General features: G+C 37.8%; 20 protein-coding genes. 15 read left to right on the top strand and 5 right to left on the bottom strand.

The window, feature by feature from the left end; genetic code table 11:
- Positions 1–28: 28 nt before the first annotated feature.
- Positions 29–1063 carry a tetratricopeptide repeat protein gene (locus HMPREF9456_RS05190; RefSeq protein WP_006842420.1) on the bottom strand — a complete coding sequence of 345 codons (1035 nt, stop codon included), beginning with the start codon at positions 1061–1063 and terminating at the stop codon, positions 29–31.
- Between the two features lie 287 nt (positions 1064–1350).
- Between HMPREF9456_RS05190 and HMPREF9456_RS05185 the strand changes: the two genes are divergently transcribed.
- The 6 genes from HMPREF9456_RS05185 to HMPREF9456_RS05160 all read left to right on the top strand — a co-directional run bounded on the left by HMPREF9456_RS05185 (position 1351) and on the right by HMPREF9456_RS05160 (position 7388).
- A complete protein-coding gene (locus tag HMPREF9456_RS05185; RefSeq protein WP_006842419.1) occupies positions 1351–3618 on the top strand; it encodes an aconitate hydratase in 2268 nt (755 codons plus the stop codon).
- Positions 3619–3726: 108 nt separating this feature from the next.
- Positions 3727–4311, top strand: coding sequence for a DJ-1/PfpI family protein (locus HMPREF9456_RS05180; protein ID WP_006842418.1), 585 nt, complete (start codon positions 3727–3729; stop codon positions 4309–4311).
- Between the two features lie 10 nt (positions 4312–4321).
- On the top strand, positions 4322–4759 hold the full coding sequence (locus tag HMPREF9456_RS05175) for a GNAT family N-acetyltransferase (RefSeq protein WP_006842417.1): 438 nt from the start codon (positions 4322–4324) through the stop codon (positions 4757–4759).
- An 84-nt stretch (positions 4760–4843) separates the two neighbouring features.
- Positions 4844–6205, top strand: coding sequence for a citrate synthase (locus HMPREF9456_RS05170; protein WP_018074786.1), 1362 nt, complete (start codon positions 4844–4846; stop codon positions 6203–6205).
- Positions 6202–6591 (top strand): DUF423 domain-containing protein, encoded by a 390-nt coding sequence (locus HMPREF9456_RS05165; protein WP_006842415.1) that lies wholly within the window; start codon positions 6202–6204, stop codon positions 6589–6591. Before HMPREF9456_RS05170 ends, HMPREF9456_RS05165 begins: the two co-directional genes overlap by 4 nt.
- 80 nt (positions 6592–6671) lie before the next feature.
- Positions 6672–7388 carry a head GIN domain-containing protein gene (locus HMPREF9456_RS05160; RefSeq protein WP_006842414.1) on the top strand — a complete coding sequence of 239 codons (717 nt, stop codon included), beginning with the start codon at positions 6672–6674 and terminating at the stop codon, positions 7386–7388.
- A gap of 90 nt (positions 7389–7478) precedes the next feature.
- On the opposite strand, the gene HMPREF9456_RS05155 is transcribed toward HMPREF9456_RS05160, so the two are convergent.
- The gene (locus HMPREF9456_RS05155; protein WP_006842413.1) at positions 7479–7742 is read right to left on the bottom strand and encodes a hypothetical protein; all 264 of its coding nucleotides are present in this window, start codon (positions 7740–7742) and stop codon (positions 7479–7481) included.
- Positions 7743–8084: 342 nt separating this feature from the next.
- Between HMPREF9456_RS05155 and mce the strand changes: the two genes are divergently transcribed.
- The 6 genes from mce to HMPREF9456_RS05130 all read left to right on the top strand — a co-directional run bounded on the left by mce (position 8085) and on the right by HMPREF9456_RS05130 (position 13200).
- On the top strand, positions 8085–8498 hold the full coding sequence (mce, locus tag HMPREF9456_RS05150) for a methylmalonyl-CoA epimerase (RefSeq protein WP_006842412.1): 414 nt from the start codon (positions 8085–8087) through the stop codon (positions 8496–8498).
- A 92-nt stretch (positions 8499–8590) separates the two neighbouring features.
- Positions 8591–10141, top strand: a complete 1551-nt coding sequence (locus HMPREF9456_RS05145; protein WP_006842411.1) for an acyl-CoA carboxylase subunit beta — start codon at positions 8591–8593, stop codon at positions 10139–10141.
- A gap of 212 nt (positions 10142–10353) precedes the next feature.
- Positions 10354–10800 carry a biotin/lipoyl-containing protein gene (locus tag HMPREF9456_RS05140; RefSeq protein WP_006842409.1) on the top strand — a complete coding sequence of 149 codons (447 nt, stop codon included), beginning with the start codon at positions 10354–10356 and terminating at the stop codon, positions 10798–10800.
- A 516-nt stretch (positions 10801–11316) separates the two neighbouring features.
- Positions 11317–11895 carry a YceD family protein gene (locus HMPREF9456_RS05135; RefSeq protein ID WP_006842408.1) on the top strand — a complete coding sequence of 193 codons (579 nt, stop codon included), beginning with the start codon at positions 11317–11319 and terminating at the stop codon, positions 11893–11895.
- A gap of 62 nt (positions 11896–11957) precedes the next feature.
- Positions 11958–12143: a 50S ribosomal protein L32 gene (rpmF, locus tag HMPREF9456_RS17020; RefSeq protein ID WP_006842407.1), complete on the top strand. Its 186-nt coding sequence runs from the start codon at positions 11958–11960 to the stop codon at positions 12141–12143.
- Positions 12144–12216: 73 nt separating this feature from the next.
- Entirely contained in the window at positions 12217–13200 is a 984-nt protein-coding gene (locus HMPREF9456_RS05130) for a beta-ketoacyl-ACP synthase III (protein ID WP_006842406.1), read from the top strand.
- Between the two features lie 74 nt (positions 13201–13274).
- On the opposite strand, the gene HMPREF9456_RS05125 is transcribed toward HMPREF9456_RS05130, so the two are convergent.
- The 3 genes from HMPREF9456_RS05125 to HMPREF9456_RS05115 form a co-directional block, all read right to left on the bottom strand.
- Positions 13275–13595 (bottom strand): RNA recognition motif domain-containing protein, encoded by a 321-nt coding sequence (locus tag HMPREF9456_RS05125; protein ID WP_006842405.1) that lies wholly within the window; start codon positions 13593–13595, stop codon positions 13275–13277.
- Between the two features lie 251 nt (positions 13596–13846).
- A complete protein-coding gene (gene ribF, locus HMPREF9456_RS05120) occupies positions 13847–14788 on the bottom strand; it encodes a riboflavin biosynthesis protein RibF (RefSeq protein WP_006842404.1) in 942 nt (313 codons plus the stop codon).
- A gap of 15 nt (positions 14789–14803) precedes the next feature.
- Positions 14804–15436 (bottom strand): HAD family hydrolase, encoded by a 633-nt coding sequence (locus tag HMPREF9456_RS05115; protein ID WP_006842403.1) that lies wholly within the window; start codon positions 15434–15436, stop codon positions 14804–14806.
- Between the two features lie 323 nt (positions 15437–15759).
- Between HMPREF9456_RS05115 and recO the strand changes: the two genes are divergently transcribed.
- From recO to HMPREF9456_RS05100, 3 genes are read left to right on the top strand one after another with little or no spacing between them, the layout of a single operon-like run.
- Positions 15760–16482 (top strand): DNA repair protein RecO, encoded by a 723-nt coding sequence (recO, locus tag HMPREF9456_RS05110; protein WP_018074785.1) that lies wholly within the window; start codon positions 15760–15762, stop codon positions 16480–16482.
- Between the two features lie 38 nt (positions 16483–16520).
- Positions 16521–18314, top strand: coding sequence for a MutS-related protein (locus tag HMPREF9456_RS05105; RefSeq protein ID WP_006842401.1), 1794 nt, complete (start codon positions 16521–16523; stop codon positions 18312–18314).
- A 22-nt stretch (positions 18315–18336) separates the two neighbouring features.
- Positions 18337–19602 (top strand): DUF2851 family protein, encoded by a 1266-nt coding sequence (locus HMPREF9456_RS05100; protein ID WP_006842400.1) that lies wholly within the window; start codon positions 18337–18339, stop codon positions 19600–19602.
- Positions 19603–19604: the final 2 nt, after the last annotated feature.

Genomic DNA, 19604 nt, shown 5'->3' with positions numbered 1-19604 from the left:
ATAAATCTTCCAAATATCAATTACTCTATTATTCTAAATCCGAATCATCACCAAAATCGGCTTCCTCATCGGCTTCACCCTGACCATGCTCGAACCATTCAATGAAATTATCAACTTGCGTCTTGTTCTTATCCCACCATGTAAGCGATTCGGGGAAATAAGCGACACTCACATAGCGGCAATAAGTATCAAAATGTCCCGAACCTAAGATTTCTTCATAGGTAGGAACAAAGAAAAACCACAATAATCCACTTTGAGAGTCATTCTGCATTTGCGCTATAGTAAAGAATATCAGCTTAGATGCCTCTACAAAATAAGAATACTCAGAGGCACTATCTGTACCTTGCGGTTTCTTCAATTGTATATTCTTATAGAGCCACTCACGGTCTATGCCATCTTCTGGAGTCAACCTTACTGAACCGGGCTCTAATTTAGCATTCAATATATCAAGCATCTCACTGAAAGCATCTTTCGATCTTTCGGTATTGGGTTCCAGCAACAAAAAGAAATGGAATGCATAAAAACTCTGCACCCACTGATCCAAGTCATTCAAAGCATAAGCATACAACAAGAATGCACTCGAGTGCGTTGCATCTATTTCTATCGCTTTACGCAAGTGATGCGCCGCCATTTTATTATCCTTACTATTGAAGTAGCAGAGTCCTAGGTTGAAGTGAAGCAAATACTCATCTCCACATCTGACAACCGCATCGTTCAATGTTTTAATTGCATCGCTCATCTTATCCATATTAGCCAGCGCCGTACCCTTTACAATATAGGCATCCATAAGTAAAGGCTGAAAGTTGGCATTAATAACTTTTGAGCTCAAGCTTACGGCACGCTCATAATTATTAAGTTTCAAATAAGACAAAGACATTTCGTAAACAGCAGACATTGACGAAGGATTTACCTTCAATGCCTCTTCATAAGAAGATATGGCTTCTTTATAACGCCCCTTATCATGAAGGCTAACCCCTTCTCTAATGAGTTTTTCGGAGGAAGACTGAGCCTTTATAGATAGAGTTGCGAATAATAGAATTAATATAAAGATGATATTCTTCATGCCATAAAATTGTTTAGAGCTACAAAAATAAGAAAATCCTGCTAAAATAAGCCTTTAACTAAAATTCTTAGACTTTTTTAAAAGACCGAGGTTTAATATACAGCTATTCCATATTATCTAAAACAACGATTTTATGCACATCTTACATTTATATATAGATATTCAATTTTAGCTTACTTTATCTATGCGCAATATAATCTTTCTATATAAAAGACGTCACATAATAGAACATTTTTATTATTTTTGTTATTCTAGGTATTTGGACATAACTAAAAAAACAATGATCGATGAAAAGTAATACGTTTGACATAGAGATGATTCGTAAATTCTATGAATCTTACCCCCAAAAAGTTGATGAAGCAAAGAAGATTCTTAAGCGACCATTAACCCTTAGCGAGAAAATCCTATACGCTCACCTATCAACAGATGAGCCTTTAAGAAACTATGTCCGTGCTACCGACTATGTAAACTTTTCACCCGATAGGGTTGCCATGCAGGATGCTACGGCTCAAATGGCCTTACTGCAACTGATGAACTCGGGACGAACAAAAGTGGCTGTGCCTTCCACCGTACACTGCGACCATCTTATACAAGCTCATAAATCGGCAAAAGAAGATCTGAACACGGCCGAAGTAACAAACAAAGAAGTATATGACTTTCTTAGTACCGTATCTAATAAATTCGGTATCGGCTTTTGGAAACCGGGAGCCGGCATCATACACCAAGTAGTACTCGAGAACTATGCCTTCCCGGGAGGTATGATGATAGGAACGGACTCTCATACGCCTAATGCCGGAGGATTGGGCATGATAGCAATAGGCGTGGGTGGTGCCGATGCAGTAGACGTTATGGCGGGAATGCCTTGGGAACTAAAAATGCCTAAACTGATCGGTGTAAAACTCACAGGAAAGCTATCCGGGTGGGCTTCGCCAAAAGATGTAATACTAAAATTGGCAGGAATACTTACCGTAAAAGGAGGCACGAATGCTATTATAGAATATTTCGGAGATGGAACGAGCTCGCTATCTGCTACGGGCAAAGCAACGATATGTAATATGGGAGCAGAAGTAGGTGCAACCACATCTATCTTTCCTTACGACAAAAAATCATCTGATTACCTAAAAGCAACAGAACGCACCGATGTGTCTGAACTTGCAGATAAAGTAATTGAATACCTTCAACCGGATACAGAAACAGTAAACAATCCGAAAGAGTATTTCGATCAGGTTATAGAAATAGATTTATCGACACTCGAACCATACGTAAATGGCCCTTTCACTCCCGATGCAGCTCATCCGATTTCGGAATTTGCCAAAGTCGTGAGAGAAAAAGGCTATCCTCAAAAAATGGAAGTGGGCTTGATAGGCTCGTGTACGAACTCATCGTATGAAGACTTATCACGAGCAGTATCGATCGTAAAAGATGCAAAACAAAAGCATGTAGAAGTTAAAGCACAATTCATTATCAATCCCGGATCGGAACAGGTACGTTATACAGCCGAAAGAGACGGTATACTTCCGGCCTTCGAAGAAGTGGGTGCTACCATCATGGCGAATGCTTGCGGCCCATGTATAGGACAATGGAAACGCGAAAGTAAAGACCCTGAGCGTGCGAATTCTATCGTCACCTCTTTTAACAGGAACTTTGCAAAAAGAAACGACGGAAACCCAAATACTCACGCATTTGTTACATCTCCCGAGATTGTAGCAGCATTGAGCATTGCCGGTGATCTCTGCTTCAACCCTATGACTGACACCTTAGTGAATAGTGAAGGAGAGAAAGTAAAATTGGAAGAACCAAAAGGATACGAATTACCTCCGTTGGGATACGAATTGAAAGAATCCGGATTTTTAGCACCAATTGCAGATGGATCGGATATCGAAATCAGCATAGCAAAAGATTCGCAACGACTTCAAGAATTAGCGCCATTTGCGGCATGGGATGGTAAAGACATAATAGAACAACCGCTTCTAATCAAGGTAAAAGGAAAGTGTACAACGGATCATATTTCGATGGCAGGCCCGTGGCTTCGATTCAGAGGACATTTGGACAATATATCCGACAATATGCTCATTGGGGCGGTGAACGCCTTCAATGATATGACAAATGCAGTACTTGATCAGGAAACGAACGAATACATTCCTGTTCCAAAATTAGCCCGTAAGTTTAAAGCCGAGGGGTTAGGGTCAGTTGTTGTTGCCGAAGAAAATTATGGAGAAGGGTCTTCTCGTGAACATGCTGCGATGGAACCTCGTTTCTTGAATGTAAAAGCTATACTAGTAAAGTCTTTCGCTCGTATACACGAAACAAATCTAAAAAAACAAGGGATGCTAGCACTTACCTTTGTGGATAAGAATGACTATGAAAAAATAAAGGAAGACGACAAAATCAGCATAATCGGACTCTCCGAATTTAAACCGGGAAAGAACCTGACTGTTGAACTAATACACAAGAATGGGACAAAAGAATCTTTTGAGGTTGCCCATACATATAATGAGGTGCAGATAGCTTGGTTTAAAGCCGGTAGTGCCCTGAACTATATGAAACAAAAATAATTTTTATTTATCTCATTATAAAGTTACACCTATAGTAAAAGGTGACATTACGAAAACATCATTAAACTGTTCCCTTTGTCACCTTTTACGTAGAAACACAATGTAGCAATGATCATAAACGTTGTACTATTTCACAACTTTGAAACCCTTGACGTATTTGGTCCTGTGGAAGTTTTTGGCAAAGCAGACGAATGGGAAATCAAATACTATTCTCTGGATGGCGGTTTGATTTCGAATCAAGACAATATACACATCGCAACAGAAAAACTTGATCAGTTTATCTCCGATCAGGTATTGTTTCTTCCTGGAGGAATAGGCGCAAGGGATGAAATAAACAACTCCAGCTTTATTGACACAATTAAACATCTAGCTACTAAAAGTCAATTTGTTATCACCGTCTGTACAGGAAGTGCCTTACTGGCAAAGACGGGTCTATTGGACGGAAGAGAAGCAACATCTAACAAACGGTCTTTCGATTGGGTAAAACAAAGCTCCGATCAAGTCACTTGGATAAAACAAGCCCGATGGGTAGTAGATGGCAAATACTATACATCCTCAGGTATTAGCGCAGGGATAGATATGGCTTTAGGCTTTATCGCAGACATAAAGGGACTAGAAAAAGCAAGAGAAATAGCAAAAAGAATAGAATACAACTGGCAAGAAGATAAAATCGTTGACAACTTTACTGATTAAGGATCAAAATATGGTAACAATAAAAAACATTGAAGAGAATGATTTCGAAGAACTAGTTGCTCTTTTTCTTGAATTTGCAACATTCCAGAACCAACCGGAAAAGATGAAAAATTCGGTAGAAAAGATGATATCCGAGAAAGACTTCCTTCATGGTTTTACAGCCAGAGACGAAGATAATAGTATTATAGGATATGCTACATTTTTCTTTGCATATTACACATGGGTGGGTAAATCCTTATATATGGATGACCTTTACATAAAAGAAAAATATAGAGGAAAGGGAATCGGCTCGCTACTCATCAATGCAGTTATCAAACATGCGGAGAAAGAGAAGTGCGACAGGTTAAGATGGCAAGTTTCAGAATGGAACAAACCAGCGATATCCTTCTACAAAAGTTTGGGAGCAAAAATAGACGAAACAGAAAGAAATTGCGATATAGTATTCTAAATATATTTATATTATTCAAGAACCTATTTGAATAATTTTTTGTTCCTAATAAGTACCATTGACAAACAATTAAAACCAGATATTATGGATAGATTAAAAGATAGTGAAACAATAAAAAAAATATCAAAAACAGTAGAAACAACATGCAACATTGACAACGAACTTTTCAAAACATTCAATGTAAAACGTGGACTTAGAAATGAAGACCATACAGGAGTTGTTGTTGGTCTGACAAAGGTGGGTGACGTTGTTGGGTACGAACGTGATGCTGAAGGGAAACTGACTCCAATACCGGGTAGACTGATATACAGAGGAATTAGCCTTGAAGATATAGTAAAAGGAGCTCAGAAAGAAGACCGTCTGGGATTTGAAGAAGTCGTTTATCTGATTCTCTCAGGTAATCTACCGAGTAGAGAAGAACTAAAAGAGTTCTCGGGTGTAATAAGCAGAACCATGGATCTGAATCCTAAGATAGTGATGCATATATTAGACTTGGTAGGAAAAGACATCATGAACTATCTGTCAAGATGCGTGCTCGAGCTATATACATTCGATGAGAATCCAGATGATACAACTCCCGAAAACCTAATCAAACAATCGGTCAATCTAATCGCAACATTCCCTACTATAGTAGCCTATGCACATAATGCCATACGACATGGACAAGGCAAGTCGTTACATATAAGACACCCTCAACCGGACGTTTCTCTAGCCGAGAATTTCCTTTACATGATGAAAGGACGACATTACACTCCACTAGATGTAAAAATTCTAGACCTAGCCATGATGGTACATGCCGACCATGGTGGAGGGAACAACTCTACATTTACGGTACGCGTAACCAGCTCGACAGGCACTGATACATATTCTACTATTGCCGCAGGTATCGGCTCACTAAAAGGGCCACTGCACGGAGGAGCAAACCTGAAGGTTATAGACATGATACAAACAATCAAGAGTGAGGTTAAAGACTGGACCAGCGTTGAAGAAATAGACAATTACCTTTGCAAGATATTGAACAAAGAAGCTTATGACCGCACCGGGCTTATTTACGGTATCGGGCACGCTATATACACCATATCAGACCCTCGTACTGTTCTCCTGAAAGAAATGGCTCGAGATCTGGCAATTGAGAAAGGGCGCGAAGCTGAATATAACTTCTACACCTTATTAGAAGAGCGGGCAATCTTCAACTTCATGGAAACCAAAGGCAAGAATGTAAACAAACAGGTATGTGCCAACGTGGACTTTTACTCCGGATTTGTATACGATATGATTGGCCTTCCGCAGGAAATTTACACTCCTTTGTTTGCCATGGCTCGTATTGTAGGATGGACAGCACACCGTATCGAAGAACTGAACTTTAAGCAAAAACGAATTATCCGCCCGGCATATAAAAATGCTGCTGACGTTCGCGAATACATACCAATAGATAAAAGAGAATGAAACAACTCGTATTAATTGCAGCAAGTGTATACGGGACTATATCTGTTATACTTGGAGCTTTTGGAGCACATGCCTTCAAAGCGATGCTTACTCCCGACAAGTTAGCGAGCTTCGACACAGGGGTACGTTATCAGATGTATCATGCGATTGTATTGCTGGTAATAGGGCTGACTCTGTCTTTCACGTCCTCTATCGAGAAGTGGGCTGCTATCTCCATAATTGTGGGTGTATTCTTGTTTTCGTTTAGTATTTACTTTCTAGCCTTCTCCGAATATTGGAATGTGAACTTAAAATTTTTAGGTCCCATTACCCCTATCGGAGGCATGTTTATGATTGCAGGATGGGTGCTGCTGGTTGTATTTTTCATTAAAAATAAAATTATTTAATTTTTTTTGATTTTTTCTGTAACCAAAAACATAGTTATGCCGTCATATCTATAAGTTAACAATTTTAAATTATTATAGAAATGAAATCTATTTTATACACAATCAGCATTAGTTTATTAATATTTGTTGCCCAGTCTTGTAACTTCAATTCGGTAAGAGGTAACGGAACAATAGTAGAAAACGAAGTTAGTATATCTGACTATAAAGCCATTGAATTTGGCGGAGGCGGTGAACTCGTTTATGAGCAAAAGCCGGACGTAGCACCATATGTGCGCGTAGAGACTGATGAAAATATTTATCCATTGTTGATAATAAAAACAGATGGTGACGTGCTATCTTTCAAGAGTAAAGAAAACATCAACCCTACAACATACAAGATATATACTAACTCGAAAGACCTGACAAGCCTAAGCATAAGCGGTTCTATGAAAGCTCACCTAAAAGGCAAGTTAGAAACATCAAAATTAGATGTATCGGTATCAGGGAGCGGCAACATTATTATAGACAGCCTTATATGCCACTCATTATCAACAAGAGTATCAGGATCGGGCGATGTAAATGCAAAAGGTAAAGTAACAAACATAGACTCCAGAATATCAGGAAGCGGTAAAGTAATAGCTACAGATCTGGTTGCCGACTCTGTTAAATGTTCGGTATCAGGGAGCGGAGACTTTTTTGTATATGCAAACAAATATCTAGACGTAAGTATCTCTGGCAGTGGTAGTGTTAAGTATAAAGGTAACCCACAAATAGATCAGTCAATATCCGGAAGCGGTAAGATTTCGAGACAAGAATAAGAAGCCTAAAGCATAAAAACAAAAAAGATTATCCCGATTGGGATAATCTTTTTGTATTATAATACAATAGCAATTGTATAAACTAAACAACTATAATCCTATTTGAGTTTTTATAAAGTTATTCGCTTCATCTTCACTCTGGAAGTATATAAACCCTTTAAACTCAAAAGGGAAGTTATCGAAAGGCAAAGAGAATCGTTTCTTTTCACACGCTACGGAAAAATCCTCATAATTGGTCGTCGTAAAATTTACGACTTCGTCAGGAGAATTAACCTTAAACTCCTTAATAGACAACTTTTTGGGGTCAACTCTATATAATATATCCCCTACCTTCAAAACATCTCTAAGTCTCATAGCAATATCATTTTAAAAGATGGAACAATAGGTTATAATATAACAACCAGCTATAACACATTGTTCACAAAATTATCTGTTTGATATAAAAGGGATATGAGTGTAGGCAATATACAATCAATATTAATAACATAGCAATTAGTGCTAAATATGAATATATTGTTACGTAGTACAACTACAAGAACCACAATATCAATAGAAACAGTAACATATTTCCACAAATGCACAGTTTCTTATTTTTTGTGCATAATACAAGTTTTTTTATAATTTTAATTTCGTTGTCTTATATTTTAATAGTACCTTTGGGGCGAACTAAATAATAACTTTTTATTCAAATATAACATGGATATTTCGCACATTGAACATCTAGGTATTGCTGTGAAAAGCATCGAAGAACAACTTCCTTATTATGAAGGAGTTTTAGGCTTGAAATGCTACAGCATAGAGGTTGTTGAAGATCAAAAAGTAAAGACTGCTTTCTTCAAAGTAGGTCAAACAAAAATTGAACTGCTTGAGCCAACAAGTCCAGACAGCACAATTGCTAAATTTATTGAGAAAAAAGGAGAAGGAATTCACCACATTGCATGGTGTGTTCAAGACGGCGTAGCAAACGCTTTAGCTGAAGTAGAAGCTAAAGGAGTTCAACTAATAGACAAAGCCCCTCGCCGTGGCGCTGAAGGTCTTGATATCGCATTCCTTCACCCGAAATCAACTGGAAGCGTTCTTACAGAACTCTGTGAGACTCCAAAAAAATAAATAAGAAGATGACTTTACTCATTAAACCCACAATGAAGTAAAGTCATTTTTGCATTATCCTATAATTTAATTAGAATCTAAAATATTAAAACATGGGCCAACTTGAAAAAGTAAAAGAGCTGATAGAGCTCCGCGCAAAGGCACGCCTCGGTGGAGGAGAAAAGAGAATAGAAGCTCAACATGCAAAAGGCAAGTATACTGCACGCGAACGCTTAGCCATCTTATTGGATGAAGGTAGTTTCGAAGAATTTGACATGTTCGTTGAACACCGCAGTACAAACTTCGGAATGGACAAACAAAAATTCCTTGGAGACGGAGTTGTTACAGGCTGTGGTACGATCGAAGGTCGTCTTGTTTATGTCTTCGCTCAAGACTTTACTGTTATAGGAGGATCACTTTCCGAAACTATGGCATTAAAGATCTGTAAAGTAATGGATATGGCGATGAAAGTAGGTGCTCCGGTAATCGGCATCAACGACTCGGGAGGTGCACGTATACAAGAAGGAGTTAACGCTCTTGCCGGCTATTCAGAAATTTTCCAACGTAATATCTTAGCTTCGGGTGTAATACCTCAAATATCAGGAATCTTCGGCCCATGCGCCGGTGGAGCTGTATATTCACCAGCTTTGACAGACTTCGTCTTGATGACAGAAGGCACATCTTACATGTTCCTTACAGGACCTAAAGTAGTAAAAACTGTTACCGGAGAAGATGTAACACAAGAAGAACTTGGTGGAGCAAGCGTACACACTACTAAATCGGGGGTTGCTCATTTCTCTGTAGCAAACGAAGATGATGGATTATCTTTGATCCGCCACTTATATAGCTTCCTTCCTCAAAACAATATGGAAGAAGCTCCTCGCAAAGAATGTACAGACCCAATTGCCAGAATGGAGGATTTACTAAATGAAATCATCCCTGACAATCCGAATAAACCATACGATATGTTTGAAGTAATCGGTGCGGTTGTCGACAATGGCGAATTCCTTGAGGTACATGGGAACTATGCTAAGAACATAATAATTGGTTTTGCCCGCATGAATGGCCAATCTGTTGGTATCGTGGCTAACCAACCTAAATACCTTGCCGGAGTACTAGACATCAACGCTTCACGCAAAGCAGCTCGTTTCGTACGATTCTGCGATGCTTTCAATATTCCGTTGGTGACACTGGTAGACGTACCGGGATTCCTTCCTGGAACAGGTCAAGAATACGGCGGTGTAATTACTCATGGCGCAAAACTTCTTTATGCATACGGAGAAGCTACAGTACCTAAAGTAACAGTTACTCTACGTAAGTCTTACGGAGGTTCACACATCGTAATGAGCTGTAAACAACTTCGTGGCGACATCAACTATGCATGGCCTACTGCCGAAATCGCAGTTATGGGTGCTGATGGAGCAGCAGAAGTACTTTACGCGAAAGAAATCAAAGAATCTGAGAATCCGGCTGAAGCACTTGCTGCAAAGAAAGCAGAATACAACAAATTATTCTGTAATCCTTTCAACGCTGCACGCTATGGATATATCGATGACGTGATCGAACCGAGAAATACTCGTTTCCGCGTTATCCGTGCTTTGGAACAACTGAGAACTAAAAAGCAAGTTAATCCTTCCAAGAAGCATGACAACCTGCCTCTATAATCTCTAAACGAATTAGTATTATGAGTAATAATAATATACCGTCAGAAGTATTAGCAGCTATAGCCTTAGCGATATATGAAGTGCAAAACCAGCACGACATAGAAAGCAATGTGCTAACGATCAAACATGTGTCGAAAGATTATCTACCATGGGCTGACAAAAGTAAAGCTATGCTTCAAATGCCAGTAAGAAAATAAAATTGATAAATTATTATGAAACAGTTCATATATAGAATAAACGGACAGGAATACATAGTAGCCGTAAACAAAATGGATAACGGTCTTGCTGAAGTTGCCGTAAACGGAAGCAACTATAAAGTAGAATTGGTAAACAACGAGGAAGAAATCACTCTTGTTACTCGTCCGGCTTCGAAAGCGCCGGCAGCTACTGCCACAGCAGCACCTAAAGCTACAACTCCGGCACCAACCAAACCAGCGAGTGGTGGTGCAGGCAGTGTAAAATCTCCACTTCCGGGCATCATCATCGACGTATTAGTTAATGAAGGTGACGAAGTGAAGAAAGGACAGACTGTAGTTATGCTTGAGGCTATGAAAATGGAGAATGCTATTCAAGCAACTCAAGACGGAAAAGTTACCGGTATACATGTATCCAAAGGAGACTCTGTATTAGAAGGAGTCGCTCTGATTACAATCGGATAAAAAACAACTACCTATAAAGGAGTGCTGCATAAATTATTTTTATGCAGCACTCTCTTTTTATTTCACCTTATACTAAAGAATACTTCCTGATTCCTGATAATTCCATAACGACGCCAAACGAATCAACTGCTTATCAACACCTTACCTAAACACTATATTATTAAAGAACAAAAAAACTATTTTTTTTATGCAACGTTTTTATATTTCCTCCATCTATATAGTAAATGAGCACTAGAACAATACTTTTTTAAACAAAGCTACACTACATAATTAAAATTATATATCTTGTATTATAAAGATATATTATAAGAGAAAACAAACAACATTACTACGCCAATTACGAGAAAGCTACATAAATTAATTTTTATGTAGCTTTTTCATATACAAATTCAAAATCAGATTATTTACATTTGAATCTCCTCTTCTACTTTGTTTCAAGATTAGACTTAAAATATTTATTTATTCCAAAAAAACTTTATACCTTTGCGCCGTTCTTTTGAGTTTTAAATACAATACGTGGGAAAGTTTAGCTTATATAATATCCCTTTGAGAAGCTTAAGCGAAGGGAAACATGAATTCAAGTATGACTTGGATAATAAGTACTTTGCTCTTATTGATGACGGCACAGCCGATATAAAAAGGGGCAACTTAAAAGTAGTAGTATCTTTAAAAAAGACAAGTACTATTTTTGAGCTCAATTTTGATATTACCGGATTTGTTTTAGTTCCATGCGACAGATGTTTAGACGACATCAACATGAATGTGGAAACAAAAAACAAGCTTATCGTTAAATTCGGTAAAGAATACTCTGAAGAAAGTGATGAGATTGTTATCATTCCTGAAGATGATGGGGAAATTAATATAGCATGGTTTTTGTATGAATTTATCATACTTAGCTTACCAGCAAAACGCATACATCCTCCAGGCACATGCAATAAAGCAATGTCTTCTAAGTTAAATAAGCATAGAGCTAAAAGTACTTCCGATGAAGATTCGGACGAAGACGACTTAGACGATATCGAAATAGAAGAGGACTCACCTCTTACAGATTCTCGTTGGGATGCATTGAAAGATGTCTCTATTGACGAAGATTAAATAAGAACAGAAATTTGATTTTTTAATTCAGATATATAGAAATAACTAAATAAAACAAAAAGATGGCACATCCGAAACGAAGACAGTCAAAGTCTAGAACAGCTAAAAGAAGAACTCATGATAAAGCAGTAGCTCCAACATTAGCTGTATGCTCTAATTGCGGCTCTTGGCATGTATTCCACACAGTTTGCCCTGAGTGCGGATACTACAGAGGTAAATTGGCAATAGAAAAAGGAGCTGCGGTTTAATATCTTAAACCAAGACTTTAAGCCCTAATATTAGGGCATTTTTTTTATAAATACTCACAAAACCAAAAAAACAATGATTCGAGCTGCAATTACCGGTATAGGAGCATATGTCCCTGAGGATATTCTCACCAACAGTGATATTGAAAAATTGGTGGATACTACAGACGAATGGATCATGACCCGTGTCGGAATCAAAGAACGTCGTGTACTCAAAGGCGAAGGCAAAGGTACTTCTGTTATGGGAGCCGAAGCTGTGAAAGAATTATTGAAGAAAACAAATACCAAACCAGAGGAGGTTGAGGTAATCATTTTTGCCACTACTACACCTGACTATGTATTCCCATCAACGGCTGCAATGACTGCTGAAGCTTGTGGAATAAAAAATGCTTTAGGGTTTGATATCCAAGCTGCATGTTCAGGCTTTATATATGCATTAGAGGTTGGTTCTAATTTTATCAAATCAGGCAAATACAAAAAAGTAATTGTAGCTGCAGGAGATAAAATGACATCTATAGCCAACTATAAAGATCGTGCTACATGTCCTCTATTTGGAGATGCTGCAGGTGCTGTAATGCTGGAACCTACCGAAGAAGAGTTTGGTATTATGGATAGTATTCTTCATCTCGACGGGGTTGGGATAACTCATCTCCACCAATATGGAGGAGGTTCGGCATATCCGGCTTCCCACGAAACCGTAGATAAAGACATGCACTATGTTTATCAAGAAGGACAAGTAGTATTCAAACATGCCGTATCTAAAATGGCTGATGTTTCTGTAGAGATAATGGAACGCAACAATCTATCAAACGAATCGGTAGACTGGTTAGTTCCTCATCAGGCAAACATTCGCATTATAGAGGCTGTAGGAAATCGCATGGGACTTTCGCCAAACAAGGTTATGGTAAACATACAAAAGTATGGCAATACAAGTGCTGCCACCATTCCTGTCTGCATACACGAATGGGAATCTCAGCTTAAGAAAGGAGACAACCTTATCCTTACAGCATTTGGCGGAGGATTTACATGGGGAGCTTTATACTTAAAATGGGCATACTGATTATTAAGCCTGTCAATTAATAAAAACAAAAAAGGTGCCAAATGGCACCTTTTATTGTTTATGTAGAATACTAATTAATATTCACGTCTTCTAAAACCACCGTTTCCACCTCTGTTGTTATCGAAGTTTCTGCGTGGGCGGTCTCCACCTTCTGTACGAGGACGAGCTTCTGAAACAGAAATAGTTCTTCCGTCATATTCAGCACCATTTAATTCTTCAATAGCTTTTTGTCCGGCTGCATTGTCTTCAAGTTCAACAAATCCATAACCTTTAGAACGGCCTGTAGCCTTGTCCATAATAACTTTTGCTGAGGAAATTTCACCGTATTCGTTGAATAAATCTCTCAAATCATTGTCGTTGATGCTGTAGCTCAACCCTGCAATAAAAATGTTCATTGTAAAAAAATAAAATTTAAAATTTAATACTTTGCAGAAGAAGTAAATAAGAATAAAAAGCTAAAATAAACTAGACAAGAAAGGTTACCAAGAAGGGAAGTGACTTGCGAAGAAAAATTTAAACCATACTGTTAAGAACTCTAATGCTCCACAAATATAAAAATAAAAATCAGTTATTTAACTCTTTATCTATTATTTTTTTGTTATAAGTTAATATTTTAGGATTATATAACTGAGATATGGTTTAGAGACTAGGTATTAAGCCCTTTATAATTTTCAATAACTTTTATTACAGTCTCTTTATCTCTACTAATCTGATCCTTTAAAGTCGCAATATCTGAGAATTTTTCGTCAGGACGCACAAAATCGAGAAACTCGGCCGTGAGGGTTTTATTATACAGATCTCCGTCAAAATCGAAGAGATTAACCTCTATACTTATATTATCTCCATTATGCAGTGTAGGGCGCTTGCCAATGTAAAGCATACCATCATATTTAACACCTTCGACATGTACATAGACTGCATATATACCAAATGCAGGAACTACCTTGTAAGTCTCCCATATCTGTATATTGGCTGTTGGGAAGCCTATCGTCCTGCCTACTTTAAATCCTTCCACAATCTTTCCTGAGATAGTGTAGTTATATGATAATAGCTTCCCCGCTTTACGGATATATCCTTCTGCCAGAAGCTTACGTATACGTGACGAACTAACATGTTCGAGCCCCGGTAAAGCTTTGGCTTCTATTACCTGCATTTTTATTTCACTGCCGTATCGTTCGTAGTCAGAAAAATCATCTTCTCTATTGTGACCAAAACGATGATCGTAGCCTATAACGAGAGAATCAACATTCAATTTTTCTTTCAGGATATTCTGCATGAATCTTTTAGCAGACATTTGTGATATCTCAACCGTAAAATCGAGACAAATACAATAATCAATTCCGGTAGTAGCCAGACGCTCTATCTTTTCGTCATAGCCACAAAGTAAAGCCGGTTGATAGTCCTTTTGCAATACCTTTCGCGGATGTACAGGAAAAGTTATGACAGCAGAGGGTAAACCTCGCTTGGCTGCTTCTTCTTTCACCTGATCAATCAGATACCGATGTCCTGTATGTACACCATCGAAAAAGCCAATAGTAGCCACTAATGACGGAAGTTCTATCTTGTTTGTCTTATCTACCAACTGCATATCCTAAATATTAACTTATAACAGGTCTCTATCAGTAAACACTTTTCTTAGGTCTTCTGTTTGATCGACCAAACAAGTTTCAAAGCCAATCTCTTTACCTATTTCTATATTCGCTTTGCCATCATCAAGAAACAGAGTCTCGGACGGAATCATTCCCGAATCGGCAAGTATAAAGTCAAATATCTCTCTGTCGGGTTTTGCATGCCCTATCTCAAAAGAAAGATAGCATTTATCGAAATATGCCTGAATAGGCAAACCTTCGGGTGAGAAAGCCTCACTTGAAGCCCATTTAATTACAGACGGATTTGTATTGCTTAATAAATATACTTTATACTTTTTGCGAAGCTCTTTCAAAAGTTCAAATTTGTATGGAGGAATTCCCGCTAAAAAGCCTAACCATCCATTATCGATATCTTCGGCGGCAATATTATCATTACCGCATAACTTGCGGAATTCTTTATAAAAACCTTCGGGACTTATTTTACCTTCTTCGTACTCCAGAAATATTCCTTCTTGACGAAACTCACCTAAATAATCTTCAATATTAGGAAAGCCAATAGCCGTAAAACGGTTCAACGCTTCCTGCTTATTCAGGCTTATAATAACTCCCCCGAGATCAAAAAGTATATTTTTTATTTTTTGAGACATAGTGTTATATTTATTATATGCGAAGTTAGTCAATTATTTTTACATGGCTGAGATAATTCATGCATGTTTAATAAATAAGGATCATTGATCAAAAATTTTCAAAAAGTGACAAAAGTGACAGTATTTTACTTATTTTTTGATGTTACTTTTTCCCATTACAATACTTATTACACATCAAACGGTCTCTTATAATAAGATAATATTTGAAAATAAAGCTAAACGAGTTTATTACTTTTTTACTATCCCCTTTTATCTTCTTTGTAGAGATAACGAATCTCACTCGGATAAAAAATAGTATTTTTGTCAAGCTAAACATTATCGAAGTGCTTTATAAGACAAGAGGACTGGTACTGAATACCATAAACTACAACGACAAGTATTTGCTTGCTCAGTTATTTACCGAATCTTTCGGGCGGGTAACGTATATGGTGTCCAAAGCAAGAGGTAAGGGCTCAAAAGTTCCCAAATCTTTATTTTCGCCTTTAGCGATACTCGACATGGAAGTTGAGCATCAAAGCAATAGAGATATTCAAAGAATCAGAGAAGCCCGCTCCGATTTTTATTTATATGAGATAGCCGGAGATATGGGAAAAACGTCAATGACTTTTTTCCTTTCCGAGTTTTTGTCAAGGGTCTTAAAAGATGCCGACACCAGCCAATTGCTATTCGACTTTCTTGAACAGTCGGTACAGATACTCGAGATGACGGATAAAAGCATAGCTAATTTCCATTTGGTATTTATGCTCAAACTGAGCCACTTTATGGGATTTTATCCGAACCTTGAAGAATACAGGGAAAATAATTTGTTTGATATGATAAACGGCGAGTTTGTTCATTATCAACCTTTGCATAATTATTATCTTAATAGGTACGACAGTAAAGCTTTATCTATGCTGGCACGTATTACATACGAAAATATGCATCATTTTGTTTTCTCTCGGCAAGATCGGGTTAACATCATAAATAGAATATTGGAATACTACCGTTTGCATCTATACGACTTTCCGGCACTGAAGTCGCTGGATGTCTTACACGAATTGTTTTAGCATACGATTAATTATAATAAAATCTATAACTTTAGCGAATGACACTAGAAGAAGTACAAGAATCTTATAAGGATCTTATAAAAAGAGAAGACGAAAAGCTGACTAAACTAAAAAGTGCTATTTTTCAGATCGGAACTTTGCGGTTAGTTACTATCTTGGGATGTATTCTCCTTTGCTGGGTAATGTGGGGACATACTGTTGCAGTTGTCTCTATTATTTTTATAACAGCCGCTTTCTTTCTCTATCTGCTGAAATATCACAACAAGCTATTTCTAAAAAAAAGATATTGTGAGTTGCTGATAAAGAATGCCGAAAGTGAGCTGAAAGGTATCGATTATGATTTTTCAGCGTTCGATGGAGCACCCGAAAAGGCTGATGGCAGTCACAGCTATAGTGTAGATCTCGACTTATTTGGAAATCACTCTTTCTTTCAATCTATAAACCGTACTGTTACTTCTTTTGGCAAGAACAAACTAGCAGGCTCCCTGCTAAAGCCTTTTGAGAAAAAAGATGATATTATTGAACATCAGGAAGCCGTAAAAGAATTGAGTCGCAACCCACGGCTACTCAACCACCTGAGAGCAACAGGGCAGATGAGCGAAACTGAAGGATTGGATATAGACAACTTCTCTCGTCAATTTATGCAAACTCGCTTATTATCTGAAAGCTATTGGCGATACTTTGTATATATCGCCCCTATTGTATTTGCTCTATCTATTGTTCTAAGTTTCTTTGATTTGATTCCTATTGCAATACTAGGATCTTGTTGGACTATTTTCTTTATAGCAAGCCTTACTCCGATGAAAGACATTCGTCTGAAAATGAGTTTTTTTGAAAAGAAAATAGAGACGCTACAAACATACTCAAGCCTATTTGAAATAATAGAAACCGAAGAGTTTAAATCACCGTTATTAATCGAATTGCAAAATAAAATTAAAGATGGGGAACTTGCCTCACTAGCTATCCGCCAGCTAAAATCATATAGCAACAACCTCGATCAGTCATCCAACGTCTTGGGGTTGCTTCTTCTCAATCCCATTTTCTTCTGGAATATTATTTATTCAATAAAGATTGAAAAGTGGATAACCCGCCACCAAGAAAATATCGGAAGTTGGCTAAATGTTTTGGCAGAGTTTGACAGTCTGGTGTCTTTTGCTGTATATGCCTACAACCACCCCGACTATATTTATCCCGAGGCATCTGAAACATATATATTGGAAGGTAAAAATCTTGGTCACCCGATGCTCAATCGGTGTGTGTGTGTAAGCAACGATGTAACAATAGAAAGCCATCCCTTTTTTCTTGTAGTCACAGGAGCAAATATGGCAGGCAAAAGTACATACTTGCGAACCGTAGGTATAAACCTCATGCTGGCTTGTGCCGGAGCTCCGGTGTGTGCCTCCTCATTGAGATTCTATCCATACAAGCTAGTTACCAATCTTCGTACCTCCGATTCTCTTACAGACAATGAGTCTTATTTTTTTGCAGAACTTAAGCGTCTGAAGATGATAATCGACCGCTTGCAATCGGGCGAACCATTATTTATTATTCTCGACGAGATACTGAAAGGCACCAACTCGGAAGATAAGCAAAAAGGCTCTATTGCCTTGATGAAACAATTGTTGTCACTTGGGGCGAATGGTATCATCGCTACACACGATTTATTGTTGGGCGACCTTGAAAAAGAATTCCCCGATGCTATAAAAAATTACCGCTTTGAGGCGGATATTAAAGACGATCATCTCTCATTTACCTATAAAATCAGGGAAGGAGTAGCTCAAAACATGAATGCAAGCTTTCTGATGAAGAAGATGGGTATCACCGGATTATGATCGACAACCTAACACTTAACTTATGGAAGACATTTTACACTATATCTGGAAATTTAAACTCTATCAAAAAGAACTAAAAACGACTGATGGTCGTCAGATAGAAGTTTTGGACGTGGGCTTACCGAATACGAATGAGGGTCCCGATTATTTTAATGCTAAAATAAAAATAGATGGTGAGCTATGGGCAGGAAATATAGAAATACATACAAGCTCAGATCAATGGAAAGTGCATAACCATCATAAAAATAAAAGCTACAATTCGGTGATACTTCATGTAGTAGAGAAGGCTAATTGTGAAGTGTTTAATGAACTGGGACAATCTGTTATCCAATGCGAGATAGTCTATCCGCAGCATATAAAAGAGAACTATGATTTCCTAATTCATTCCAATACAGACATTCCGTGTCGCAACTATATAGGAAACATTCCGCCTTTTCACCTCAGCTCGTGGATGAATACGTTACTGATAGAGCGTCTTGAAAGAAAAGCAAACCATATAGAAAGCTTGTTAAAGCGTTTCCAAAACTCGTGGGAAGATGCTTTTTATGTGCTGCTTACTCGAAATTTTGGATTCGGTCTCAACTCCGACTCCTTTGAGCGATTAGCTCTTAGTCTGCCGTTGAAATGTATTCAAAAACAAGGAGACAATATTATTCAAATAGAAGCTCTTTTATTCGGACAGGCCGGTATGCTTGATAATGTGAAAGTTGAAGACGATTACTTCGTTTTGTTGAAAAAAGAATATGAGTTTCTGAAAAATAAATATGATCTAAAACCGTTAGATTCATATATATTCAAAAGTATGAGATCACGGCCTACGGCTTTTCCTCAGATAAGAATTGCCCAACTGGCTTCTTTGTTGCATAGTTCACATGTATTATTTTCTAAAATTACAGCTTGTGATGATATCGGACGTATCCGGCTGATGTTTCATGTCAATGCCTCTGAGTATTGGCAGACTCATTATGCATTTGGAGTAACATCGGAACGCAAATCGAAGTATCTGGGTGATTCGTCTCTCGACATTTTACTGATCAATACTGTAGCTCCAATATTATTTATATATGGGAAAAGTATAGACAATGAAGCCCTTTGCGAACGAGCTCTAAAGTTTTTGGAAATGCTAAAACCTGAACAAAATAGTATAACCAGGCTTTTTGCAAAATTGAAAATGCCATTAAACAGTGCAGCCGACTCACAGGCCATGATTCAACTGAAGAGAGAATATTGCGAACTTCGCAAATGTTTGTTTTGTAGAATAGGACATCAATTACTGGTAGAAAAATAAGA

The organism is Dysgonomonas mossii DSM 22836, from assembly GCF_000213575.1.
GTDB lineage: Bacteria > Bacteroidota > Bacteroidia > Bacteroidales > Dysgonomonadaceae > Dysgonomonas > Dysgonomonas mossii.
This window is presented reverse-complemented; position numbering and strand designations above follow the sequence as displayed.

Coding starts and splice junctions, on each gene's coding strand:
- HMPREF9456_RS05190 (WP_006842420.1), bottom strand. CDS start 1,063: ATGAAGAATATCATCTTTATATTAATTCTATTATTCGCAACTCTATCT.
- HMPREF9456_RS05185 (WP_006842419.1), top strand. CDS start 1,351: ATGAAAAGTAATACGTTTGACATAGAGATGATTCGTAAATTCTATGAA.
- HMPREF9456_RS05180 (WP_006842418.1), top strand. CDS start 3,727: ATGATCATAAACGTTGTACTATTTCACAACTTTGAAACCCTTGACGTA.
- HMPREF9456_RS05175 (WP_006842417.1), top strand. CDS start 4,322: ATGGTAACAATAAAAAACATTGAAGAGAATGATTTCGAAGAACTAGTT.
- HMPREF9456_RS05170 (WP_018074786.1), top strand. CDS start 4,844: ATGGATAGATTAAAAGATAGTGAAACAATAAAAAAAATATCAAAAACA.
- HMPREF9456_RS05165 (WP_006842415.1), top strand. CDS start 6,202: ATGAAACAACTCGTATTAATTGCAGCAAGTGTATACGGGACTATATCT.
- HMPREF9456_RS05160 (WP_006842414.1), top strand. CDS start 6,672: ATGAAATCTATTTTATACACAATCAGCATTAGTTTATTAATATTTGTT.
- HMPREF9456_RS05155 (WP_006842413.1), bottom strand. CDS start 7,742: ATGAGACTTAGAGATGTTTTGAAGGTAGGGGATATATTATATAGAGTT.
- mce (WP_006842412.1), top strand. CDS start 8,085: ATGGATATTTCGCACATTGAACATCTAGGTATTGCTGTGAAAAGCATC.
- HMPREF9456_RS05145 (WP_006842411.1), top strand. CDS start 8,591: ATGGGCCAACTTGAAAAAGTAAAAGAGCTGATAGAGCTCCGCGCAAAG.
- HMPREF9456_RS05140 (WP_006842409.1), top strand. CDS start 10,354: ATGAAACAGTTCATATATAGAATAAACGGACAGGAATACATAGTAGCC.
- rpmF (WP_006842407.1), top strand. CDS start 11,958: ATGGCACATCCGAAACGAAGACAGTCAAAGTCTAGAACAGCTAAAAGA.
- HMPREF9456_RS05130 (WP_006842406.1), top strand. CDS start 12,217: ATGATTCGAGCTGCAATTACCGGTATAGGAGCATATGTCCCTGAGGAT.
- HMPREF9456_RS05125 (WP_006842405.1), bottom strand. CDS start 13,595: ATGAACATTTTTATTGCAGGGTTGAGCTACAGCATCAACGACAATGAT.
- ribF (WP_006842404.1), bottom strand. CDS start 14,788: ATGCAGTTGGTAGATAAGACAAACAAGATAGAACTTCCGTCATTAGTG.
- HMPREF9456_RS05115 (WP_006842403.1), bottom strand. CDS start 15,436: ATGTCTCAAAAAATAAAAAATATACTTTTTGATCTCGGGGGAGTTATT.
- HMPREF9456_RS05105 (WP_006842401.1), top strand. CDS start 16,521: ATGACACTAGAAGAAGTACAAGAATCTTATAAGGATCTTATAAAAAGA.
- HMPREF9456_RS05100 (WP_006842400.1), top strand. CDS start 18,337: ATGGAAGACATTTTACACTATATCTGGAAATTTAAACTCTATCAAAAA.